Genomic DNA, 23,994 nt, shown 5'->3' with positions numbered 1-23,994 from the left:
ATGACCGAGACTGTCGACACCGAACGCGAGGACGGCCTCGACTTTCGGACCGCCTCGCTGGGCGAGATCGAGCCCGCCCGCAGCCGCCACATGTGGACCCGCTCGGCGGTCGGACTCGCCGAGTCCGGCGATCTCGTCGTCACCGGCGAGTGGGACGGCACCGTCACCGCCCGCGATGTCGACTCGCTCGAGGCCCGGTGGACGGTCGCTCATCCGGACCACGCGGTCGGGGTCACATCATTCGAAGACGACGAGACGATCGTCGTCGCCGGCCGCGGTGAGACCGGAACGATCGCGGCCTACGATGCCGCGACGGGCGAACGCCGGTGGCGCTACGACACTGCCGACGACGTCGGTGAGCCGGTCAAGGACACCGTCTTCTACCTGCCCTACGTCGTGGCGCTCGAGACGGGGACCGACGCGGACGGCAACGAACGGCTCTACGCCGCCGCGCGGCGGTACGAACGCGACGGCGAGACCCGACAGTGGCACAGCACCGTCTATGCGTTCGCCCCCGACGGCGCTGTCTGCTGGACCTACGAGACCGACGCCTCGCCGATCGCGCTCGATCCCTCTGCCGACGGCGAGCGGCTGGCGGTCGGCTACAACCGCTGCATGGGCGACCACGACACCGGGCTCGTCGTCCTCGGGACGGGCGCGACGACTGAGTCGTCGCGAAACGGAGGTCGCGCGGAACGGAGTTCCGCGGAACGTTCGAGCGGGCAAAGCCCGCGAGAAGACGGTGAAACCGCCGAAGGTGGCGACCTCGAGTGGACGTGGGACCCCGGCACCGAGGGCGACCGCCGCGTCGGTGACGTCTCGTTCGACGGCGACGCCATCGCAGTCTCGAGTCACGGCGACAAACGGGGCTACCTGCTCGGACCCGGCGGGGCAGAGCGCTGGAGCGTCGATCTCGCCGTCGAAACGGCAATCGACGGCGAGACCCTGTACGCCTATCCGAACCACGTCTACGCCGACGATGGCCGGGTCGCGTTCGTGACCGGCAACACCTACGCCGTCGAGAGCCGCGAGACCGACAGCCGCCACCCGAACGAACACCGCGTCGCGGCGTTCGACGCCGACGGCGACCCGCTGTGGGACGCCGAAGTCCGGGGCTTCGTCCACGGCCTGGCCGCTGCCGGCGGCCAGCTGGTTGCCCCCTGTGCCCAGAACTTCCGCGTTCGCGATCCCGACACCCACGCCGTTCGCCGGTTCGACCTCGAGTCCGGTCCGGCCGGGGTCGAACGGCTCGAGGGAATCGCCACGGCTGCGGCCGTCGGCGACGGAACGATCGCCGCGATCGAGGAGCCCGTCGCCTACCACGACGACGGCGAGACCCGCGGCGAGTACGCGCTCCGAGTCAGCTCGCTCGAGTAGCGGATCGGTACTTGTTTTCGACGTTCGTTGTCCGCTGGGCCGAGCCTGTCGCATACGCAAGGCCAACCCCCACAACGCTCACTACCGTCCGTTTTGTCGTATAATGACCGCAGAGTTCGACCGTGACGGCTCGAGAGAGCGTTCGGCCCTCGAGCGGGGCGAGCGCTCCGCGGGCCGTCCCGACGAGGGGAAGCGGCCGACGGGGCCGCCACACCGGGTGCTGACCGATGGCGGCCAAGCGGAGATGGAAGAACCGGACGACGAGGGTGACGGCCCCGAGGGCGACGAAGACGCCTCGGGAGCGGAGCAAGACGAGTCGGCCGAAGACGGCGATGAGGGGTCGGAAGCGGAAGCCGAGGACGAGGAAGGTGCCGAAGACGAAACGGTCGCGGAGGACGAGCAAGAGGACGCTGCGGACGAAGAAGCGACAGAAGACGAGGAGTCGTCGGAGAGCGAGGCAGAGGAAACCGAGGACGATGAAACGGCGGAAGCCGAGGAGGAACAGTCGGACGCAGACACTGACGAAGGGCCGGCGGCGGAATCCTCCGAGGCGGAAACCGACGAAGAGCCCGCGGACGCGGACGCCGAAGACGAGGACTCAGCAGGGGAGGACGAAGACGAGGACGAACGGGCCGATACCGGCGACCTCGTCGAGGACGATCGCGAAGAGGGCCACGCTGCGGACGCCGAGGACGTCTACGAGGGCGACGACGCCGCCGGCGTCCTCCACCTCGATCTCGACGGGCTCTTTCTCGACCTGCTCGGCCTCGAGGTGAACCTGAACCCGGTGCAGTTGGACGTCTCGGCGCGGCCGGGGTCGAACAACCTGCTCGGGAACCTGCTGTCGGCGGTGACGGGGCTGCTCGACGGTCCCGGTGCCATGCTGGACAAGGCGAAATCGCTGCTGAAAAAGCCGCTCGAGTTGCTCAAGAAGGTCCCGGGGAAGGCCAAAGAGCTTCTCAGCGGCCTCCTCGAGAAGCCCAAGGAGTTCCTCAGCGGGTTAGTGAGCAAGCCCAAAGAGTGGCTGACCGCGCTCCTCGGTATCGGCGGCGGGGAAGCCGAAGGCGAGGAGTCCGAGGGCGAGTCCGGCGGCCCGCTCTCGTCGCTCGGCGGCTGGCTCAAAGCGATCCTCAGGAAGCCCGTGGCGTGGCTCCGCGGGCTCTTCGGCGGCGGTCCCGAGGAAAGCGAGGCTGCTGCGGACGAGGGCGAGGAAGCGGATGAAGCGGCCGACGAGACGACCGGCGAGGAAACCGCGGACGAGACCGACGAGGTGGATGCGGGCGAGGAGTCACCCGGCCCGCTCGCCAGAGTGGGCGGCTGGCTGCGCGAGAAGCTGTCCGGGCTCGTCCCCAGTCTGCCCGTCGAGGAGATCGTCGCGGCCGTCGTCTCGCAGGTGATCGAACAACTGATCGAGCAACTCGAGCCCGAGAGCGAGGAAACGGCGTCCGGCGGCGAGCCGGAATCGGCAGCGGAAACGGAGGCGACATCATGAGCGACGAATCCATCACACAGCGGATCGACACGGAAGCGATCACGGAGAACATCGACGTCGACCAGCTCGTCGAAGGGACCCAGTGGGAAGACGAGATCGACGAGGACATGCCCCTCGGCGCGGCACTCGGCGGGCAGATCGGTGCGCTCGTCGGTCGCAAAGTCGGCGAATCGCTCGGCCGGACGATCGGGAGCATGGTCGTCGAGGAACTGCTCAGCAGCGACGAGTCCGAGTCGGAAGCCGAGGAGGAAAGCGGCGCCTCCGAGGAGGAAGCCACCGAAGCGGAGTCCGATGAGTCGGAATCCGAGGGCGAGGAGTCGCCCGACGAGGAGAGTACCGAGTCCGAAGACGAAGCCACCGAAAAAGAAACCGAGGCGGAAGACGAGGCCGAAAGCGACGCCGATGCCGGCGACGAGGAGTCGGCGGAGGGCGACGACGCGGCCGACGAGGACGCCGAGAACGAAATGGAAGCCGAAGCCGAGGAGGAAGAGTAAGCCCGTGAGCCGGCTTCGCTACGACGCCCGCTTGAGCGGCGGTGATCGGCGTGAGTGACGAGTCCGGGCTGAAGGGGATGGTCGCCGACGAGGTAAAAGAACAGGTCGACGTGGCCGACTTGCTCGGCGACGGCAGCCTCGAGGACAGTATCGACGGCGGCGAGGTCGGGGCCGCGGTCGGCCGCCAGTTCGGCGAGCAGTTCGGGCGGCAACTGGGGACCGCCGTCGGTCGCGAGGTCCACGAGACGGTCGCCGAGGGCCTCGAGGAGGGCAAGGAACTCGGCGACCTGCCGGCCGAGGTTCGGACGGCGGTCACGGACGCCGTTCGGGAATCGATCTCGGAGATCGAGGGCCGTGACTCCCTCGAGTCGATGGCGAAAGGCGTCACCGAAGGTGGCGGCGTCGAGGGCCTGCTCGAGGGAGGCAGCGACGAAGGCGGGGATACCGACGACGCGGAATCGGAGGGCGAGGCGGAGTCGGACACGGACGAACCGTCGGTCGACGAGGAGGCGGACTCCGACGAGGCTGACGAGGAGGTCGAGGACAGTGCCGAGACCGAGTCGGAAACCGAGGGCGGCGAGGAAACCGACGAAACGGCGGATTCGGACGGAGACACCGAGCCGTCCGTCGAAGAGATCGAAGACCTGCGGGAAGACACCCTCGAGGACTTCCTCGGGGTGTTGTCCTACAGCGACCTGCAGTCGGTCGCGAAAGACGTCGGCGTGAAGGCCAACCTCAGCCGGGAAGAGATGACCACGGAGATCGTCGAGACGGTGACCGACGAGGGATCGGACGACTCGGAGACGGAAGCGGCCGAAGCCGAGTAGTCGATCGCCCCATCGTGTCCCGTCCGCGGGGACGACCAGCGAGAACGAACGGTCTAGACATCCATGAGCGACTCATCACTACGGGACCGCGTCCGCGAGGTACTGCACGACGCCGACGAGCGCGGCGGCTCGCTCGTCTCCGGCGACGACGGGGACGCCGACTCCGACCTGCTCGAGACCGCACGCGAAGCCGACGATATCCTCGAGTCGGCCGACCCCGACGACCTGCTTGGAGCGCTCGGACTGGACACGCTCAAGGACGGCTCGGAGCCGGACTCGATCCCCGAGGCGATCGCCCGGGGCGAGCAGGAGCGTGTCGCGGACCTCCAGCGATTGCTCCGGCTCTCGAGGCTCGCCGACCGGGCGGACGACGGGGGACTCGGGGACGCCGTCGACGACCTGCAGGACGCTATCGGCGAACGGGCCGGGTCGGCAGCCGACACCGCAGAGAGCGCAGTCGACGCGGACGATAGTGAAGGGGCGGCCGACGGTGAGACGCCGGCCGAGTCCGACGGGGACGACTCGGCGGCCGACGAGGCCGAGTCGACGACCGACGACTTCGGCGACAGGCTCCGGTCGGCGATGAGTGACTCGCTTGCCGACTTCGGCGACGAGGTGTCGCAACTGAAGGCGCGACTCGAGGAGCGAAGCGCCGGGAGCGCCGGCGGAGACGCGGACGGCGAGACGGCGGCCGACGACGAGGCAGCCAATGAGGACGACGAGGGGCTGCTGGGATCGGGACTCGGTGGTGATGGGGAGCGCGGCACGGCCTCGGGCGGGCCGAGTCGCCACTCGACGATGGCGCCGCCGCCGTCACAGCGGGCGGACATGCGCGGCACTGCCTGCCACTCGACGATGCCGGACAAACGCGGGTAAGCGATCGTTTTCCGACCCACCTCGCTCGCGGCGACTCCTTTTTCGGTGGCTCCGATCCGAGACGTATCGGCTCCACCACGGGTAACCGATTGAGGTTACGTTAGCGTCGATTGACGACTCTCGAGCGCGCCACGTAACTGCCAGTGGGTTCGACTGGCGGTACGTTTATGAGATTGTGTTCCATCGTTATTCCCAGTATGGAATATCGACGTCGGGAGGTACTGGGAGCGAGCGCGGCGGGGATCGCCGCGGCGGTCGGCGGCTGTCTCGGCGACAGCGGCGACGACGGCGAGGGGTCGATCGCCGGCGAGGAACTGGCGATGGCGACGACGACCAGCACGGAGGCGACGGGGTTGCTCGACGAACTCAACGCCGCCTTCAGGGAGCGGTTCGGCACGCGCGTGGCGGCCAACGCGAACGGAACCGGTGCCGCGATCCGGTCGGCGCGGGACGGCAACGCCGACGTCATTCTGGTCCACGCCCGCTCCCAGGAAGACGAGTTCATGCGGGACGGGTACGGCGTCAACCGGCGTGACCTGATGTTCAACGACTTCGTCGTCGTCGGACCGAGCGACGATCCCGCGGGCGTCGGCGACACCGGGCAGGCGACCGCGGCGTTCGAAGCGATCGCGGACGCCGAGGCGACGTTCGTCTCCCGCGGGGACGAGTCCGGAACCCACACCAAGGAGCTGGCGATCTGGTCGGAAGCGGGTCTCGAGCCCGGCGGCGAGTGGTACCAGCAACTCGGACAGGGGATGGGCGAGACGCTGACCAACGCGAACGAGTCGGGTGCCTACACCCTCTCGGACCGGGGCACGTACCTCTCCCGGGACGACCTCGACCTCGAGATCCTGTTGCAGGGGCCGATCGAGGGCGGGCCCGAACTGCTCGCGAACCCCTACGGGATCATGGCGGTCAACCCCGAGATCCACGACGACGTCAACTACCAGCTCGCGATGGCCTACATCGGCTTCGTCACGAGCCCCGAGGGACAGGCGGTCATCGAGGACTTCACCGCGAACGGCGAGCAGTTGTTCTTCCCGGAAGCGCTGTCGGAGGACCCGAACTTCCGGCAGTACGTCCCGGCGGGCTGGCAGCCGGACGGATCGGAAGAGTAACCCTCGGCCCGTGAACACGGACGGACACCACCACTACAGATGCCACTCGACGCGCTCTCGGATCCGACGTATCTCCGGAGTATCATCCGGCTCTCGTTGACGGTCAGTCTCGTCGCCGTTCTGGTCAGTACCGTCCTGAGCCTCCCGATCGCCTTTGCCGTCGGGTTCGCGGACTTCCGGGGCAAGCGGTTCGTCACCGCCGTCATCAACACCGGTATGGGGTTCCCGAGCGTCGTCGTCGGCTTGCTCGTCTGGTACGTCCTCTCGAATCAGGGGCCGCTGGGGACGCTGAACCTCATTTACACGCCCGAAGCGATGATCATCTCCCAGTGCGTGCTGGCCGCGCCGGTGATCACCGGCGTCGCGCTGTCGGCGGTCGAGAGCGTCGACGACGCCGTTCGGGACGCCGCCTACGGCGTCGGCGGGACGCGGGCCGACGTCGCCCTGATCACGCTCAAGGAGGCCCGCTACGGCGTCATCACCGGCATCCTCGCCGGCTTCGGCCGGGCGATCAGCGAGGTCGGCTCCGTCCTGATCGTCGGCGGCAACATCGCCTACGCCGACGGCACCTCGAAGACACGTACCCTGACGACCGCGATCCAGTTCGAAGTGCGAAAGGGCGAGTTCGAGGTGGCCCTGATACTCGGTGCGGTGTTGCTCGTCCTCGTCTTGCTCGTCAACGGACTCGTCCTGCGGCTCGGGGGGCGATGACCATGCCGGGGACCGAACCCGGACGGCTCGCAAACGGGGTGGGTGACGGATGAACCTCGAGTTCGCGAACGCCGCCTACGGGGTCGACGAGACGGCGATCCTGACGGACGTCTCGCTGTCGGTCGGTGCGGGCGAAGTCGTGTCGGTCATCGGCCCCTCGGGAGCCGGCAAGACGACGCTGTTGCGGCTGGCTGCCCTGTTCGAGCGGCCCACGGCCGGGACCGTTCGCTGTGACGGAACCGATCCGTGGTCGCTGTCCCGAGACGAGCGGCTCACGCTCCGCCGGCGGATCGGGATAGTGTTCCAGCGGGCGAGCCTCTTCGAGACCTCGGTGGCCCGCAACGTCGACGTCGGCCAGCGGATCCGCCGGCCCTGGTCCCGGCGGCTGCGCGCGTTCGGACGGCGGCTCGTGGATCGGTGGCTTCGCGACGGGCCGACCGTCGACGACCGCGCCCTCGAGGCCCTCGAACTCGTCGGGCTCGGGAACGCGTGGGACCGCGACGCGGGGTCGCTGTCCGGCGGCGAGGCCCAGCGGGTGTCGTTCGCCCGCGCGCTCGCGACCGAGCCGGACCTGCTCGTCCTCGACGAGCCGACCTCCGATCTCGACCCGCGGAACACGGCCATCCTCGAGCGAGCGATCGACCGCGCGCGCGAACGCGGTCACGGCGTCCTGCTCGCGACCCACGACATGCACCAGGCCGAGCGGATCTCCGATCGGGTCGCGTTCCTGCTCGAGGGCGAACTGGTCGAGACCGGGCCGGCCGCGCGGGTCTTCGAGAACCCACGCGACGAGCGGACCGCGCGGTTCGTCCGCGGCGATCTGCTGTACGATGAAAACGAACTTCTCGCGTGACGGCCAAAGGCGAGTCGAATGGAGAAGGAGTTCGACCCCTACCTGCGGATCGACGACGTGACCGTCGATCGGAGCGACGTCGCAATGTTGCGCGCGATCGACGATCGGGGCTCGCTGTCCGGGGCCGCCGAGGCCCTCGAGCGGTCCTATCCCCGCCTCCAGCAGCGCGTGGTCGAACTCGAGGACGCGATCGGCCCGCTGGTCGAGCGCACCCGCGGTGGTGCCGGCGGTGGCGGGAGTTCCTTGACCGAGCGGGCCCGGGACCTGCTGGCGCGGTTCGACCGGCTGGTCGCAGCCTACGAGGGGGTCGCCCGCGTCGACGAGACGGTGTTGTCCGGACCGGTCGTCGACCGGGACGGGGAACTCGCGACGGTCGCGACCGCCGCCGGCGAGGTGCTGGCGGTCGTTCCGGGCGAGGCCGCGACCGTGTCGGTGACGATCCGCTCCGACGCCGTGAGTCTGCACGCTCCCGAAGACGTGCCACGGGCCGAGGGCACCAGCGTCCGTAACCGATTCCCCGGGACCGTCTCGTGGCTTGAGGCCGGCGACGCGGTCGCTCGGGTCGGGATCGCCCTCGAGGCCGCCGAGGACGGCGACGACGCGGACGACGCCGAACTCGTGGCGCTGGTTACGCGCCGCAGCGTCGATGCGCTGGGGCTCGAGCCCGGCCGGTCGATCGTCGCCTCGGTGAAGGCGACGGCGGTCCGCGGCGTCGCGAGGGATACATAACGGTGCAGGGAAGGGAATCGCCGGAAACGGCGCCGAAAGTCCCCTTCGTGTCTCGAACGTTCGCTCGAAAACGAGAGGGGAAGAGTATGCAGGCGTTGTACCCGAACCGTTTTAATTCTATAGAAAACACATAGTTTCATGAGTAATGACTGGCCAGATAAGCGTCGGGAAACCGCCTATACAGAGGCACGGGCAGTCATCGACGCGCAGAATACCACAATGGCCGATATTGATGATAAGGCGATGCGGACTGTGCGTCTGAATACGATTTTACTCGGCCTACTAGTTACGGGACTTCAGTTTGCACCGGGAATGTTCCATATGGGTGGCCTTCAAGCGGCGTTCGGTTTCCTCATCCTCTCGACGTTGTGTGGCGTCATAACGTACAACGAATCGAACCTGTACGTCGGACCGCGGGGCGAATATATTGAAGATCTCGCCGAAGACGATTTTCCCGATCCGCCATGGGAGGAAGATTTGCTCGAAACGATGGCGGGTATGATCGCTGAGAACTACGACGACATTCGACGGAACTCCGGACTGCTGACCGCCACACAGGCGACGTTGGTTCTTGGTATCATCGGAGCCGTCACGGCCGTAGCTATTTAATGCTAAGGGAAGTATGTCCAGACATGAGTGCTGAGAGTCGAAAGAAAGCCGAGGAGAAAGGTCAAAAGAGTGGGAAAGGGAGAGAACTGCTCTCAAAGGCCGTTGATAAAGTAACCGGCGACGACGACACCGACGACGAAGACTAACACGGTCTATATTAGACACGTTCTCTCTTTTATTTGGGGTGGCGATCTTGGCTGCTATCGCGGCAGGCGAACGTCCCAGTCATACACGACAGCAGGTCCGGGTACACACTCAACGATCATGAGCGAGCCGTAGACCTTTCTCGAGGGGGACCGTATCGACGCCCATGTACGACTCGATTCTGGTTGCGACCGACGGCAGCGAGGCGGCGGCGACGGCGGTCGACCACGCCGTTGCGCTCGCCGACCGGTTCGACGCAGCGCTGTTCGGCGTCGCCGTCGTCGACGAACGAACCGACTACGATACCGGTATCGTCGATCCTGAGGAGGCCCGCCAGCACCTCGAGGAGCGGGCGGCCGGCTGGCTCGCGGACCTCGAAACACGGGCGCTCGAGGACGGGATCGAGGCCGAGACGGCGGTTCGATCGGGCGTGCCCCACGAGGAGATCCTCGGGTACGCCGACGAGGTCGGGGCCGATCCGATCGTGATCGGCTCCCGCGGACGCTCGTCGTTCAAGGGCGCGCTGCTCGGCAGCACTGTCGACAGGATCGTCAGGACCACGGCCCGATCGGTCCTGGTCGTCGGCGGGGGCGAAGACGCCGACGGGGTGGCCAACGAGCCGACTCGAGGCGCGGACGGGGAACGGACGTAGGTCCCACTATTGGGGCGAACATTTACCTTCGCTGTCGTATGACCTAGCGCCATGTCACTGCTCGTTCCCTTCGACGGCTCGGCGTTGGCGACGCGTGCGCTCGAGCGCGCGTCGACGTTCGGCGACTTGCTCGACGAGGAAGTCGTCGCGCTGACGGTGATTCCGGACGACCCCGAGTACGCGCGGGACCGGGGCTGGATCACGCAGGGCGAACCGTTCGACGTGGACGCGATCGCCGCGGGGATCGGGGATCGGGCCAACGAGGTCGCGCCCGAGGCGACGGTCCGGACCGAGCGCGTCGACTCGGACGAGCCGACCGCGACGTCGACGACCAACGTCGTCCGCGAGATCCGCCGGGTCGCCGCCGAGATCGAGGCCAGCGTGGTCTTCATCGGCTCCGAGAACGCCGGCTCGGTGATCGCGCCCCAGTCAAGCGTCGGGAGCCCGGTCGCGAGCGACCACCGCTACGACGTCTACGTCGTCCGCGAGCCCGGCCACGAGGTCGACCCCGAGGACCTCGCGGACATCGACTCGACGCAGGACGACCTCTGAGACGGTCCGTTGGACCGATTTACCGCTGGGACCGCGGCCCGACCTGGCCCCTTCTGACAATGGCCGACAGGAACCGTCTGTGCAACGGTGACCCCCGTCGGAACCGGCCACCGGCTGGCGATTCGGAGGAACGTTTATTCCGTTGACCGACGACGGTTCGGACGAAATGGTCGATCGGAACGGGTGGGACCGGGACGGCACCGCGCCGACCGGGACTACCCATGACCCGCCGGCGTCGTTCGTCGAGCAGGCGAACGTCTCCGATCCGGGGATCTACGAGGCGTTCGAGGCCGACTGGCCGTCCTGCTGGACGCGCGCGGCGGACCTGCTCTCGTGGGACGAGCCCTACGACACCGTCCTCGAGGACGCGGACGCCCCCTTCTATCGGTGGTTCCCCGACGGACGACTCAACGCCGCGTACAACTGTCTGGATCGACACCTCGAGTCGGGGCGCAAGAACCACGCCGCGATCCGCTGGGAGGGCAAACAGGGCGAGCGCCGCACCTACACCTACCGCGACCTCTACGTCGAGGTCAACGAGTTCGCGGCGGCGCTGCGCGATCTCGGCGTCGAAGAGGACGACGTCGTGACGATCTATCTGCCGATGATCCCCGAGTTGCCGATCGCGATGCTGGCGTGTGCCCGCATCGGCGCACCGCACAGCGTCGTCTTCGCGGGACTCTCCGCGGACGCCTTGGCGACGCGGATGGACGCCGCCGACAGCGAGTTCCTCGTGACCTGTGACGGCTACTACCGCCGGGGCGACGCGTTCAACCAGAAGAGCAAGGCCGACAACGCACGGCTCGCGCTCGAGCAGGACGTGCGGACGGTCGTCGTCGACCGACTCGGTGACGACCTGCCCCATGTCCTCGGCGACGACGAGTACGACTATCACGAGCTTCGGGACGCGTTCGCCGGCGCGACCGTCGAGCCGGTCTCGCGGGACGCCGAGGACATGCTGTTTCTGATGTACACGTCGGGGACGACCGGCGAGCCGAAGGGCGTCGTCCACTCGACGGGCGGCTATCTCGCCCACGTCGCCTGGACGAGCCACGCCGTCCTCGACGTCAAGCCCGCGGACACCTACTGGTGTGCGGCCGATATCGGCTGGATCACGGGCCACTCCTACATCGTCTACGGCCCGCTGGCGCTGGGAACGACGACGGTGATGTACGAAGGGACCCCCGACTATCCCGACCGGGACCGCCTCTGGGAAATCGTCGACCGCAACGCCGTCGACGTCTTCTACACCGCGCCGACGGCGATCCGGGCGTTCATGAAGTGGGGCGAGGAGTACCCCACCGAACACGACCTCTCCTCGCTGCGGCTACTGGGCTCCGTCGGCGAGCCGATCAGCCCCCGGCCGTGGAACTGGTACCGCGACCACGTCGGGGGCGGCGACTGCCCAGTCGTCGACACCTGGTGGCAGACCGAGACCGGCGCGGTGACGATCTCGACGCTGCCCGGCGTCGACGAGATGAAGCCCGGCTCCGCGGGGCCGCCCCTGCCCGGCATCGACGCGAACGTCGTCGACGAGGCCGGCAATCCCGTCGAACCCGGCCGGACCGGCTATCTCACCATCGACCGGCCGTGGCCGGGGATGGCACAGACGCTGTACGACAACGACGAGCGGTTCGTCACCGAGTACTGGCAGCGCTTTTCCGACCCCGCGGCCGACGACTGGCGCTACTTCAGCGGCGACACCGCCCGGATCGACGAGGACGGCTACATCACCGTCCTCGGCCGGGTCGACGACGTGATCAACGTCTCCGGTCACCGGCTGGGCACCATGGAGGTCGAGAGCGCGATCACCGACGTCGACGGCGTCGCCGAGGCCGCCGTCGTCGGCCGCTCGAGCCCGGCCGGCGACACCGAGATCTACGCCTACGTCAGCACCGAGAGCGGCCGCGAACCCGGCGATCGGATCCGGGCGGCGATCCGCGAGAACGTCGCGGCGGCGATCGGGCCGATCGCGACGCCGACCGAACTCGTCTTCACGCCGGAACTGCCCAAGACCCGCTCGGGCAAGATCATGCGCCGACTGCTCGAGGACGTCGCTAACGGGGAGTCGCTGGGCGATACGAGCGCCCTACGCAACCCAGAGATCGTCGGCGAGATCCAGGCCGAGGTCGGCGACGAGGGGCCGGACGGCGGCCGCGACCGGTAGCTATTTCGGCTTTTCAGCGACCGCGAAACGCGATTGGTGCGCGATTCAGTCCCGTAGACTCCGCCTCGTTCGTGGCGCCGCCGAATCGGCGATACAATTATGTTCGGGTCGCCAGAATAGGCGAACCAGACGCCATGAGTCTCGAGGGGACCACGGGGGCGGTACTCAGGCGGCGGGAGTACGAATCGCTCCTCGACGCCGCGGAGACCTACCGCGAGGCGCTGGTGATCCGACTCTGTGGCGACGTGGGGCTGCGGCCGGCCGAACTGACCCGGCTGACCATCGACCACGTCGACCAGGTCCGGATCGACCCGCCCCGGTATCTGGTGCGGGTACCGACCGACGACGAGCGGGACGAACGGACCGCCTACCTGCCGACTCGCGTCGAGCGCGAACTCCGACGCTACGCCCGCAGTAACGATCTCTCGCCCGAGGATCGGATCTTCTCGGTCACGCCGCGGCGGCTCCAGATGCTCGTCTCAGACGTCGCCGACCGGGCCGGCGAGCTGTTCGACGACCCCGCCCTCGCGGACGTCTCCACCAGCGACCTCCGGCAGTACTTCGCCCACACCGCCCTCGTCGACCACGACGTCAACCCCCGCGTCGTCAAGACCGCCGGCGGCTGGCGCAGTTTCGAAGCCCTCGAGACCTATCTCCCCGAGCCGACCGACGCCGAGATCGTCGACGCCTTCGACCCGGTTGAGGGGCCGGCCGGCCCCCGGTCCGGCGACCACGGGTCCGGGCCCGCGGTGAGCGACGACAGCGTGATCCGGCTGCTGTTGGCCGCAAGCGATCGGTACGCCCTCCTGCGGCTGGACGCGGACGGCTACGTCGAACGCTGGAACCGGAGCGCAGCCGCGATGTTCGGCTACCGGGCCGGCGAGATCGTCGGCACCCACGTCTCGACGTTTTACACCGACGACGCCGTCGCCGACGGCGCGCCCGAGCGGGCCCTCTCGACCGCCCTCGACGAATCCGGCTGCGAGACCGACGGCTGGCGCGTCCACAAGGACGGCTCGCAGTTCCGCGCGACCGAGGTCGTCTCGCCGCTCCGGGACGATCAGGGCCACCACCGCGGCTTCGCCGTCTTCGTCCGCGACGTCACCGCCGCCCACGAGGAACTCGCGGCCGCCCGCGACCGACGCGACGAACTCGAGAGTGTGTACGCCGTCGCCCGGCGACACCGGGCTGTCACCCACGCGCTGCTCGAGGCGACCGACCACGAGGAGGTCGAGACGGCCACCTGCGCGACCCTGACCGACGGCCGGGCCTACCGGTTCGCCTGGATCGATCGGGCGACGTTCTCCGATCGCCGCCGCGAGTGGCGCGCCGCCAGCGGGATCGAACCCGACGCCGTTTCCCGGCTCGTCCCCGAAGAGTGGGACGGCGACGACCCGACGGTCGACCTCGAGAGTACCGCGTTCGTCCCCGACACTGGGGCCGATGGCGGTGAGCCGCCGGTCACCGTGGCCGACGACGTCGCGGCAACCGTCGGTGGGGAGTCTTTCGAGGGCACGCTCGCGAGGGTGCCGCTGGCTTACGGCGATACCGTCTACGGGACGCTCGCGGTCGCGACCGACCGGCCGGCAGCGTTCGCGGACGACGAACGAACGTGGCTCGCGACGATCGGCCGACAGGTCGGCTACGCCATCGCCGCGATCCGGCGGCGCAACCTCCTGTTGTCCGATCGTGTGATCGAACTCGAGGTCGCCTGCCGGGACGACCGCTCCTTTTTCGTCGACGCCTCGGGGCGGCTCGACTGCCGGCTCGAACTCGACTCGCTGGTGCCGATCGACGAGTCCACTCGGCTCTACTACGTCCGGCTCGCGGACGGCTCGCCCGGCGACGTCTTCGACCTCGCGGCGGACGACCCCGCGATCGAGGACTGCCGGCTGGTCGAGACCGACGAGGACGGCTGGCGGATCGAAATCGTCGTCGAGGGCTCGTGTCCGATCGGCACGCTGACCGAGTACGGTGCGACCGTCCACGAGGCGATCTTCGACAGCGGTACGGCGACGATCACTGCCGAATGTGCAGCCGACGCCGATCTCCGGACGATCCTCGACGGCCTGCGGTCGGCGTTTCCCGACTCCGAACTGGTCGGCAAACGCGAGACCGAACGGGCCGTCCAGACGGCCCGCGAGTTCCGCGAGGGCCTCGAGGACCGGCTGACCGACCGCCAGGAGGCCGCGCTCCGGGCGGCCTATTTCGGCGGCTACTACGACTGGCCCCGGGAGAGTACGGCCGAGGAGGTCGCCGACGCGATGGGGGTCTCTTCGCCGACGCTGCACAACCACCTGCGGAAGGGGCAACACGAGCTGTTGCGGACCTTTTTCGACGATCCGGACGGGTAGGCACGAAGCCTCCGTCACGGGGCGACACGCAGAAGGCTACATACCTAGAGGCTCGCCTCGAGCCGACGACCGTCGGTGCCGACGGTGCGGCTCCGACGGTGCGGTCGATTCGTCGCGCCGCCGATTCACCCCGTCGTGAGCCCGTCGCGGCGGCCTATCACGTCCTAATATAGTCAATATATGCTAGGGCAGCCGGGGTGAATGGGGTCGATTTTGCACAACTAGAGGGGCTCTTTACTATGGAGGTACGTGATTGAGTGTCTGTACCATGTCACAGGAGGATGCCGAACTCGAGGCACGACTCGAGGAGCAGGAGGCCTTCGAGCCTCCCGAGTCGTTCGTCGAGCAGGCAAACGTCACTGATCAGGGGATCTACGAGGAGTTCGAGGAGAACTGGCCGGAGTGTTGGGAGCGTGCGGCCGACCTCATCTCGTGGGACGAGGAGTACGACACCGTTCTCGAGGACGGGGACGCCCCGTTCTACGAGTGGTTCACCGGCGGCGAACTCAACGCGTCGTACAACTGTCTTGACCGGCACGTCGAGGAGGGTCGCGCCGACAGCGTGGCGATCGAGTGGGAAGGCGAACTCGGGGAGACGCGCACGTACACCTACGAGGAACTGCTCGACGAGGTCGAGGACTTCGCGGCGACGCTGCGGGGCCTCGGCGTCGAGGAAGACGACGTCGTCACGCTGTACATGCCGATGATTCCCGAGTTGCCGATCGCGATGCTCGCGTGTGCCCGCATCGGCGCACCCCACAGCGTCGTCTTCGCCGGCTTCTCGGCGGACGCGCTGGCGACCCGGATGAACTCGGCCGACAGCGAGTACCTGGTCACCTGCGACGGCTACTACCGCCGCGGGGACGCGCTCGATCACATCTCGAAGGCCAACGAGGGCCTCGAGGGGGTCGATCACGAGGTTTCCGACGTCGTGGTCGTCGACCGGCTGGGTGACGACCTCGATCACGACCTGGCTGACAACCAGCACGACTACGACGAGCTGGTGGCCGACCACGAGGGGTCGACGGTCGAGCCGGTCTCCCGCGACGCCGAGGACATGCTGTTCCTGATGTACACCTCGGGGACGACGGGCAAGCCGAAGGGGGTCAAACACACCACCGGCGGCTACCTCGCGTACACGGCGTGGACGAGCCACGCGGTGTTGGACATCGAGGCCGACGACACCTACTGGTGTTCGGCCGACATCGGGTGGATCACGGGCCACTCCTACATCGTCTACGGGCCGCTCGCGCTCGGGACGACCAGCGTCATGTACGAGGGGACGCCCGACTACCCCGACAAGGACCGGCTGTGGGAGATCGTCGAGAAGAACGGCGTCGACATCTTCTACACCGCGCCCACGGCGATCCGGGCGTTCATGAAGTGGGGCTCGGAGTACACCGAGAACCACGACCTGTCCTCGCTGCGGCTGCTGGGGACCGTCGGCGAGCCGATCAATCCGCGGGCGTGGAAGTGGTACTACAAGCACATCGGCAACGAGGAGTGCCCGATCGTCGACACCTGGTGGCAGACCGAGACCGGCGGGATGATGATCACGACGCTACCTGGCGTCAACACCATGAAACCCGGCTCCGCCGGCCCGGCGCTCCCGGGCATCGACGCACAGGTCGTCGACACCGAGGGCGAGGAAGTCGAGGCCGGACGGGCCGGCTACGTCACGGTCAACAACCCCTGGCCCGGCATGCTCCGGACGCTGTACAACAACGACGAACGATTCGTCTCGGAGTACTGGGAGGAGTACTCCGACCCCGACGCCGACGAGTGGGTCTACTTCCCCGAGGACGGGGCGAAGATCGACGAGGATGGCTACATTACCATCCTCGGCCGTGTCGACGACGTGATCAACGTCTCCGGCCACCGGCTGGGCACCATGGAGATCGAATCCGCCGTCGTCGGCGTCGAAGGGATCGCCGAGGCCGCCGTCGTCGGCGGCGACCACGACGTCAAGGGCGAGGCGGTCTACGTCTACGCCATCCCCGAGGACGGCTACGAGGACCGCCACGCCGAACTCGAGGAGAAGGCCATGGCGGCCGTCCTCGATTCGATCGGGCCGATCGCCAAACCCGAGCAGATCATCTTCACGCACGAGCTGCCCAAGACCCGCTCGGGCAAGATCATGCGTCGGCTGCTCGAGGACATCGCGAGCGGCAACGAACTCGGCAACACGTCGACGCTCCGGAACCCGGACGTCGTCGACGACATCGCGGAACAGGTATCGGACGACTGACCCACTGAGACGGTTTTTTCGAACAAAAAACGACTGACACACGACTCGCACACATATGCCAGATAATAACACTCAGGACTCGACCGATAGACAAGCCGCAACGGACGGTGGCGTGGCCGGACAGGCCGGCCAAGCCCACCGAAACACCGACTACCTCAACGCGGAGGTGAACCTGCTGAACCCGAGTACCCAGTTCATGCGTGACCACCTACGCATCGTCTGGACGGGCTTTGTCATCTGGGTTCTCGCGGTGTGGGGCCCGGTAACGGCAACGTACCTGGCGACCGATACGATGACGACCCAGATGCCGGTACTCGGCTTCCCGCTGCACTACTTCCTGGTCGCCTTTGGCGCGCCGACCAGCGCCTTGCTCCTGTCGTTCTGGTACTCGCGCAAGCGTGACGCGCTAGACGAGAAGTACGGCATCGACCACGCGTCCGTCGAGAGCGCCGGCCACGAGAGCGGTGATGCGACGGCCGCCGACGGGGGGATCGACGAATGACGAGCGCTGCGACCGTTCCGCTACAGGAGAGCCTCCTGCCGGAGGCGCTTGACATCTCGTTCAAGATCATCCCGGCGATTCTGGTGATCGGAATGCTGGGGCTGTTCCTCGCGATCGGCTTCGTCTTCCGCGTGGCCGATACCGAGGACATGTGGGTCGCCGGCCGGTCGATCGGGAACGTCGAGAACGGAATGGCGATCGGCGCGAACTGGATGTCGGCGGCGTCCTATCTCGGGATGGCGGCCTCGATCGCACTGGCCGGCTTCTACGGGCTGGTGTACGTCGTCGGCTGGACGACGGGCTATTTCATCCTGCTGATCTTCATGGCCGCACAGCTGCGCCGGTTCGGGAAGTACACCGCGCCGGACTTCGTCGGCGATCGCTTCAACTCCGACAGCGCACGCGCCATCGCGGCCGTGACGACGTTCCTCATCGGGTTCGTCTACGCCATCGGGCAGGCAAAGGGGATGGCCCTGGTCGGCCTGTACATCTTCGGTGACTACGGCGGCCTCATCCCCGGTCTGGACGGCTACCAGGTGATGGTCGTCGCCATGATGGTCATCACCGTCGGCTACCTGACGCTGTCGGGCATGATGGGCGCGACCAAGAATCAGGCGGTCCAGTACGTCATCCTCATCCTGGCGTTCGTGGTCGGCCTGTTCGTCGTCGGCTACACGAACGGCTACTCGACCGTGCTGCCCCAACTCGAGTACGGCATGCTGATCGACGACCTCGGCAGCGAGTTCAGCGAACCGTTCGCGACCTCGAGTTACTACCTGTGGGTCGCAACGACGTTCTCGCTGATCGTCGGGACCTGCGGACTGCCCCACGTGCTGGTGCGGTTCTACACGGTCGAGAGCGAACGTACGGCCCGCTGGTCGACCGTCTGGGGGCTGTTCTTCATCTGCATCCTGTACTGGAGCGCCCCCGCGTTCGCGGCGTTCGGGACGGACCTGTACACGCAAAACGTCGGCGCGACCTACGGTGACCCCGGCATGACCGGTGCGGCCAGCGAGGTCATCGTCGTGCTGGCGGCCCAGCTGTCGGCCCTGCCACAGTGGTTCGTCGGCATCGTCGCCGCCGGCGGGATCGCCGCCGCAATCGCGACGGTCGCCGGCCTCTTCATCGCCGGCTCGTCAGCGATCAGTCACGACATCTACACGAACATCATCAACGAGGACGCGACCCAGCGCCAGCAGATCCTGGTCGGCCGCCTCTCGATCGTCGCGCTCGGCGTGCTGACGACGCTGGCCGCACTCGACCCCGCGTCGTCGATCGCCGCGCTCGTCGGCTACGCGTTCGCGCTGGCCGGCTCCGTGCTGTTCCCGATGTTCTTCCTCGGCATGTGGTGGGAGAACGCCAACCGCCCCGGCGCACTCGCGGGGATGACCACCGGGCTGGTCGGCTGGTCCATCCCGATGATCAACGAGATCGTCCCGACCTACGTCTCCTCGCTCGAGGCCCCGCTGTCGGCGGGGCTGGCACAGTGGATGCCGGCGATCGGCTCGGCGCTGATCACCCTGCCGGTCGTGTTCATCGTCACTATCGCCGTCTCGCTGATGACCGAGGAGCCGGACATCGAGACCAAGCGGGTCGTCCGGCAGTGTCACAGCCCCGAACCGATGGGCCAGCAACAGACCGCCGAAGACGTCGTGACCGACGGGGGCGAGACCCCCGCGGATGACTGAATCCATGTACGATCGAATACTCGTTCCGACCGACGGTAGCGATACGGCCGAGTTGGCGGTCGAGCACGCGCTCGACCTCGCCGAACAGTACGGGGCCACTGTACACGCCCTGTACGTGGTCGATACCAACGCGATGAGTCTTAGCCTCGGTGGCGAACAGCTCGACCGCATCGAGCAGGGCCACTACGGCGAGATGGACGAGGTACGGGAACGCGCCGAAAGCGCCACGGGCTACGTGGCCGACCGCGCCCGCGAACGAGGGATCGACACCGTCGAACACGTCTCGGCGGGCCGACCTCACGACATGATCGGCAACTACGTCGCCGACAACGACATCGACCTCGTCGTCATGGGCTCGCACGGACGCACCGGCGTCCGCCGGGCGCTGCTCGGCAGCGTGACCGAGCGGACGCTCCGGTCGACCCGCGCGCCGGTACTCGTCATCGACGCCGACGAGGAATAACGCGACTCGAGGCTCGTTTTTTCACGCCCCATCGATCAGCGGCGACAGGACCGCGAGTCGAGACTCGAGAAGAAGGGGCGACTGTGCCGGGACCGCTCGCGGGACTACTGGTTTTGCCGGACCGCCAGTTCGGCGTTCCACATGAACCCGAAGTAGGCGACGATTCCCGCGAGCATGAGCATGTAGTACACCCAGGTCGGCGGCTCGAGGAAGTAAGCGACGACCTCGACCAGCGTCACCCAGACGACCGCGAACGCGAGGTCGGTCAGGATTCCCCACCGCTCCTCGCGGGCGGTCCGCAGCCACTCGCCGGCCCCTGTCATCGGCCGCTCACCCGACGGTCGGATCCGTTCATCGTGTGGGACTTTCGCAGGGTCACGGAAAAAGCCTATCGGCGCTCGTCCGCCCCCCAGTACTCGACCTCGTCCGCGAGCCGGTAGTACCCCTCGAGCGACCGCTCGTCGCGGCCGCCCGGCGGCGAGCCGACGAAGACGCCGACCTTCTCCATCTCGGGGTAGACCGTGACGTCGGGCTCGTTCATCGTCGACATCGCCAGATACCGCAGCGGTTCCGACCCGTCGTTGACGACCCGATGGCCGCCGGACTCGTCGGCCGGGAAGGTCGCGTAGTCGCCGGCTTCGAGGGACTCGAGGCCGTCTTCGGTCTTGAGTCGGCCGTCGCCCGCCAGCACGTAGATCGCCTCCTCGTTGGCCGTGTGATAGTGGTAGGGCCACGACCGCTCCCCGGGCGGGAGTTCGTAGAGACTACAGCCGAGGTCGTCGGCGTCGACGGCATTCGAGAGTTCTTTTCGGCGGAAGGTGGCTTCCTCGCGGTCGTACTCCTTCCAGTCGACATCGCTCTCGTTGACCTTCTCCATATCCAGGTACCGACGCTCATCAACGGTATAATATTTCCCGGGGCCCGAACCGTCTCGGGCGAGTACTGATCCGGGCTCGAGAGGTGGACGAGGCGATAGTCAGACGCAGTCCAGCATCCGCGAACGAAGTGAGCGGTTCACCGAGCGCGCTGTCGGCGCGCTCGGCCTTTTTTCATCAAAGTTTTTGCGCGGGGTTCGAGCGAGCGGAGCGAGCGAGGACTCCGCGCAAAAAGTTTGGTGGGAAAACGAAACCCCCTAACCCCGCCCGAGCGTGGGAACGGCCATGCACGACGACAGCGAGGTCGCCGTCCTCCGGCTCGGCCACCGCCCGGGACGGGACGACCGGATGACCACCCACGTCGGTCTGACCGCACGGGCGCTGGGGGCCGACCGCGTGATCTTTCCCGACAACGCCGGCCAGTCGCTCGAGACGGTCGCCGACATCACCGACCGCTTTGGCGGCCCCTTCGAGGCCGAACTCACCGCGGGACCACAGGGGATCATCCGCAACTGGGAGGGCCGGGTCGTCCACCTCACGATGTACGGCGAGCGCGTCCAGGACGTCGAAGCCGAGATCAGGACGGCCCACGCCGACGCGGGCGAGCCGCTGTTGCTGGTCGTCGGCTCCGAGAAGGTTCCCTTCGACGTCTACGAGGAAGCCGACTGGAACGTCGGCGTCACCAACCAGCCCCACTCCGAAGTGGCCGGGCTGGCGGTCTTTCTCGACCGGCTGTTCGAGGGTCGGGAACTCGAGCGGGAGTGGGACGACGCTGACCGGCGCGTGATTCCCAAGGAAACGGGCAAGCGCGTCGAATCGGCGGATTCGGACGCCGAAGAGTAAGCGAGCCGCGCCCCGACGCCCCGGAGGCAGTGATACCGCCTGGCTGCCGCCTCAACCGCTCGAGTTGAGCAACCGAACCGGTCGGACGAGCCGCTCCCATACCAGCCCCAGCGTCGTCCGGACGGCCGCGAGGATGCCGGTCTCGTCCTCGTTCAGGACGTAGCCGTTGCCGACCCGTTCGATCGGGCTCGAGCCGTCGTGGGTCTCGAGTACCCGGTCGAAATCGGGTTCCATGAGTCCGGTCCGATCACAGATCTCCGCCCTCGTGAGCGGCCGGTCGGCCTCGCGCAGTTCCTCGAGCAGCCAGCGGCTGTGGAGCGCGACGAGGTGGAACTCCTCGTCGGTCAGTTCGTCCTCGTCGGTCCCGGAACCGCCGTCGGTCCGCCGCGCGGACAGGCCGTCGAGACAGAGCCAACAGCCGGCCGCCAGCAACGCGCCAGCGAGCCAGTGGTGCCCCTTTCGTAACTGTACGATACCTGCGGTGACGGCGACCAGACCGAAACCGATCCAGGCGAACGCCGGGTCGATGTCGTACCTGTCGAACGCGGCCTCGAGCAGCGGCGCGCCGATCACGCTTCCGAGGATCGCTCCGAGAACGCTCGCATTGACGTCAAGAACGACGACCGCTCCTGCGGCAACGACGGTAGCGACGATCTCCCCGGAGTCGATCCGGTCGGCGAGACGGGCGACTTCCTCGAGGGCCATTTATTGAGAGTCCAACACTACTGCTCCTAAATCTAGCGCTTTTGGCGGCCCGGACGGGGTCCGGCTTGCGCTCGAGTCACGACTGTAAGAGAGATACAATTTTAAACATGGGATTCGGTATCACGATTCATGGACCTGGAAGCGGTCGACGAATCCGCCCTCGAGGGCAACGTCGCGAAGCTGTTCGACCAGACGGCGGCCCACCACGGGGACGCACAGGCGATGGAACACCACGGCCGGCGCTGGACCCACGCGGAGGTCCGCGACTGGACCGCCGAACTCGCCGGCGGCTTTCACGATCTCGGCCTCGAGCCCGGGGATCGTGCGCTGCTTTTCCTGCCGAACTGTCCGCAGTATCTGATCGCCTCGATCGGCGCGTTCAAGGCCGGCGTCGAGATCTCGCCGGTCAACCCCCAGTACAAGCGTCGCGAAGTAGCCTACCAGCTCGAGGACACGGACGCGGGCGCGATCGTCACCCACCCGGCGCTGCGGGAGGTCGTCGACGAGGCGCTCGACGACGCCGGGATGGACCCGGAGATCATCACGATTCGAAGCGAGGACTGGCCCCGCGACCCCGAGGACCACGCCTTCGAGGAGTTACGCGGCGAGCCGACCATGGTCGAGCGCGCGGACGACGACGTCGCCCTGCTGCCCTACACCTCTGGGACGACCGGCGACCCGAAGGGCGTCCAGCTCACCCACGAGAACACGCGGGCCCAGCTCATGTGGCCCCTGACCGCCTCGAACGTCGACGTCGAACCCGAGAACGTCCGCAGTCTGACCTGGCTCCCGCTCTACCACATCACCGGCTTCACCCACACCGCCCTCCAGCCGCTGGTCGGCGGCGGCCGGCTCTACTTCCGCAGCGCCCTCGAGTGGGACGCCCAGGAGTGTATGCAGCTCATCGAGGACGAGGGGATCACCCACTACGTCGGCGTGACGACGATGTACGCCGACATGGTCGCGTCCGAGGACTTCGGCGAGTACGATCTCTCGAGTCTCGAGTCGGCTTCGGAGGGCGGCGCGAAGCTCTCGCCGTCGGTCCAGGAACGGTTCGAGGAGGTCGCCGGCGTCGACATCTCGGAAGGGTACGGCCTCACGGAGACCCACGGCGCAACCCACACCCAGAGCGGCTCGACATTCGGCCTGAAACACGGGACAATCGGCCAGCCCCTCCGGATGACCGACTGCAAGATCGTCGACGGATCGGGCGACGAGGTCGCTCCCGGCGAGGAGGGCGAACTCGTCGTCCGCGGGCCCCAGGTCATGAAAGGGTATCTCAACATGCCCCGGGCGACCGAGGCGGCCTTTACCGAGAACGGCTACTTCCGGACCGGCGACATCGCCCGCCGCGACGGGAACAACTACTACGAGATCGTCGATCGGAAGAAACACATGATCAACACCGCCGGCTACAACGTCTACCCCAGCGAACTCGAGAACCTGTTGCTCGAGCACGAGGCCGTCGCGGACGCCGCCGTCGTCGGGATTCCGGACGAGCGACGCAACGAGGTGCCGAAGGCCTTCATCGTCCCCACCGAGGGCGTCGACCCCGGCAGCGACGTGACCGCCGACGAGTTACAGGAGTTCTGTCTCGCCGAGGTCGCCGAGTACAAACACCCCCGCGAGGTCGAGTTCATCGAGGAACTGCCCCGCACGACCTCGGGGAAGATCCAGAAGTACAAACTCGAGGACGACGCGGCGTAACTCCCGAC

General features: G+C 67.3%; 24 protein-coding genes. 21 read left to right on the top strand and 3 right to left on the bottom strand.

Annotated features, from left to right (window positions below):
- The 19 genes from NATPE_RS12700 to NATPE_RS12615 all read left to right on the top strand — a co-directional run bounded on the left by NATPE_RS12700 (position 1) and on the right by NATPE_RS12615 (position 19,856).
- A complete protein-coding gene (locus tag NATPE_RS12700; RefSeq protein ID WP_049804911.1) occupies positions 1-1,377 on the top strand; it encodes an outer membrane protein assembly factor BamB family protein in 1,377 nt (458 codons plus the stop codon).
- 103 nt (positions 1,378-1,480) lie between these two features.
- Positions 1,481-2,869 carry a hypothetical protein gene (locus NATPE_RS12695; protein ID WP_006181883.1) on the top strand — a complete coding sequence of 463 codons (1,389 nt, stop codon included), beginning with the start codon at positions 1,481-1,483 and terminating at the stop codon, positions 2,867-2,869.
- A complete protein-coding gene (locus tag NATPE_RS12690) occupies positions 2,866-3,363 on the top strand; it encodes a hypothetical protein (protein WP_006181882.1) in 498 nt (165 codons plus the stop codon). Before NATPE_RS12695 ends, NATPE_RS12690 begins: the two co-directional genes overlap by 4 nt.
- A 41-nt stretch (positions 3,364-3,404) precedes the next feature.
- Positions 3,405-4,190 carry a hypothetical protein gene (locus tag NATPE_RS12685; RefSeq protein WP_006181881.1) on the top strand — a complete coding sequence of 262 codons (786 nt, stop codon included), beginning with the start codon at positions 3,405-3,407 and terminating at the stop codon, positions 4,188-4,190.
- A 63-nt stretch (positions 4,191-4,253) separates the two neighbouring features.
- Complete coding sequence (locus NATPE_RS12680; protein WP_006181880.1) at positions 4,254-5,066, top strand: hypothetical protein; 813 nt, start codon at positions 4,254-4,256, stop codon at positions 5,064-5,066.
- Positions 5,067-5,263: 197 nt separating this feature from the next.
- Positions 5,264-6,184 carry a substrate-binding domain-containing protein gene (locus NATPE_RS12675; RefSeq protein WP_006181879.1) on the top strand — a complete coding sequence of 307 codons (921 nt, stop codon included), beginning with the start codon at positions 5,264-5,266 and terminating at the stop codon, positions 6,182-6,184.
- Positions 6,185-6,223: 39 nt separating this feature from the next.
- Positions 6,224-6,895 carry an ABC transporter permease gene (locus NATPE_RS12670; protein ID WP_006181878.1) on the top strand — a complete coding sequence of 224 codons (672 nt, stop codon included), beginning with the start codon at positions 6,224-6,226 and terminating at the stop codon, positions 6,893-6,895.
- A gap of 49 nt (positions 6,896-6,944) precedes the next feature.
- A complete protein-coding gene (locus NATPE_RS12665; RefSeq protein ID WP_006181877.1) occupies positions 6,945-7,748 on the top strand; it encodes an ATP-binding cassette domain-containing protein in 804 nt (267 codons plus the stop codon).
- 18 nt (positions 7,749-7,766) lie between these two features.
- Positions 7,767-8,477 (top strand): TOBE domain-containing protein, encoded by a 711-nt coding sequence (locus NATPE_RS12660; protein ID WP_006181876.1) that lies wholly within the window; start codon positions 7,767-7,769, stop codon positions 8,475-8,477.
- A gap of 138 nt (positions 8,478-8,615) precedes the next feature.
- Positions 8,616-9,086: a hypothetical protein gene (locus NATPE_RS12655; protein WP_015299104.1), complete on the top strand. Its 471-nt coding sequence runs from the start codon at positions 8,616-8,618 to the stop codon at positions 9,084-9,086.
- Positions 9,087-9,109: 23 nt separating this feature from the next.
- Positions 9,110-9,232 carry a hypothetical protein gene (locus NATPE_RS23300; protein ID WP_015299103.1) on the top strand — a complete coding sequence of 41 codons (123 nt, stop codon included), beginning with the start codon at positions 9,110-9,112 and terminating at the stop codon, positions 9,230-9,232.
- A gap of 164 nt (positions 9,233-9,396) precedes the next feature.
- Positions 9,397-9,882, top strand: coding sequence for a universal stress protein (locus tag NATPE_RS12650; RefSeq protein WP_006181874.1), 486 nt, complete (start codon positions 9,397-9,399; stop codon positions 9,880-9,882).
- A 51-nt stretch (positions 9,883-9,933) separates the two neighbouring features.
- On the top strand, positions 9,934-10,434 hold the full coding sequence (locus NATPE_RS12645) for a universal stress protein (RefSeq protein WP_006181873.1): 501 nt from the start codon (positions 9,934-9,936) through the stop codon (positions 10,432-10,434).
- Positions 10,435-10,600: 166 nt separating this feature from the next.
- Positions 10,601-12,601, top strand: a complete 2,001-nt coding sequence (acs, locus tag NATPE_RS12640; protein WP_015299102.1) for an acetate--CoA ligase — start codon at positions 10,601-10,603, stop codon at positions 12,599-12,601.
- 134 nt (positions 12,602-12,735) lie between these two features.
- Positions 12,736-14,955 (top strand): bacterio-opsin activator domain-containing protein, encoded by a 2,220-nt coding sequence (locus NATPE_RS12635; RefSeq protein ID WP_006181871.1) that lies wholly within the window; start codon positions 12,736-12,738, stop codon positions 14,953-14,955.
- Positions 14,956-15,223: 268 nt separating this feature from the next.
- Positions 15,224-17,203: an acetate--CoA ligase gene (acs, locus tag NATPE_RS12630; protein ID WP_006181870.1), complete on the top strand. Its 1,980-nt coding sequence runs from the start codon at positions 15,224-15,226 to the stop codon at positions 17,201-17,203.
- Between the two features lie 55 nt (positions 17,204-17,258).
- Positions 17,259-17,705, top strand: a complete 447-nt coding sequence (locus NATPE_RS12625; protein WP_015299101.1) for a DUF4212 domain-containing protein — start codon at positions 17,259-17,261, stop codon at positions 17,703-17,705.
- Positions 17,702-19,393 (top strand): VC_2705 family sodium/solute symporter, encoded by a 1,692-nt coding sequence (locus tag NATPE_RS12620; RefSeq protein WP_006181868.1) that lies wholly within the window; start codon positions 17,702-17,704, stop codon positions 19,391-19,393. The genes NATPE_RS12625 and NATPE_RS12620 overlap by 4 nt, the downstream gene beginning before the upstream one ends.
- A gap of 4 nt (positions 19,394-19,397) precedes the next feature.
- A complete protein-coding gene (locus NATPE_RS12615) occupies positions 19,398-19,856 on the top strand; it encodes a universal stress protein (protein ID WP_006181867.1) in 459 nt (152 codons plus the stop codon).
- Between the two features lie 104 nt (positions 19,857-19,960).
- Here the strand turns inward: NATPE_RS12615 and NATPE_RS12610 are convergent, their stop codons facing one another.
- Both NATPE_RS12610 and NATPE_RS12605 read right to left on the bottom strand, forming a co-directional pair.
- Positions 19,961-20,179 carry a hypothetical protein gene (locus tag NATPE_RS12610; protein ID WP_006181866.1) on the bottom strand — a complete coding sequence of 73 codons (219 nt, stop codon included), beginning with the start codon at positions 20,177-20,179 and terminating at the stop codon, positions 19,961-19,963.
- Between the two features lie 65 nt (positions 20,180-20,244).
- Positions 20,245-20,733, bottom strand: a complete 489-nt coding sequence (locus tag NATPE_RS12605) for a cupin domain-containing protein (protein ID WP_006181865.1) — start codon at positions 20,731-20,733, stop codon at positions 20,245-20,247.
- Between the two features lie 283 nt (positions 20,734-21,016).
- Here NATPE_RS12605 and NATPE_RS12600 point away from each other — a divergent pair, with 283 nt between their 5' ends.
- On the top strand, positions 21,017-21,574 hold the full coding sequence (locus NATPE_RS12600; protein ID WP_006181864.1) for a tRNA (cytidine(56)-2'-O)-methyltransferase: 558 nt from the start codon (positions 21,017-21,019) through the stop codon (positions 21,572-21,574).
- Positions 21,575-21,625: 51 nt separating this feature from the next.
- Here the strand turns inward: NATPE_RS12600 and NATPE_RS12595 are convergent, their stop codons facing one another.
- Positions 21,626-22,279: a hypothetical protein gene (locus tag NATPE_RS12595; protein WP_006181863.1), complete on the bottom strand. Its 654-nt coding sequence runs from the start codon at positions 22,277-22,279 to the stop codon at positions 21,626-21,628.
- 129 nt (positions 22,280-22,408) lie between these two features.
- Here NATPE_RS12595 and NATPE_RS12590 point away from each other — a divergent pair, with 129 nt between their 5' ends.
- Complete coding sequence (locus tag NATPE_RS12590) at positions 22,409-23,986, top strand: class I adenylate-forming enzyme family protein (protein ID WP_006181862.1); 1,578 nt, start codon at positions 22,409-22,411, stop codon at positions 23,984-23,986.
- Positions 23,987-23,994 lie beyond the last annotated feature (8 nt).

The organism is Natrinema pellirubrum DSM 15624 (genome assembly GCF_000230735.2).
Lineage (GTDB): Archaea > Halobacteriota > Halobacteria > Halobacteriales > Natrialbaceae > Natrinema > Natrinema pellirubrum.
The sequence above is the reverse complement of the archived record's forward strand: the minus strand, read 5'-3'. Positions and strand labels throughout refer to the sequence as shown.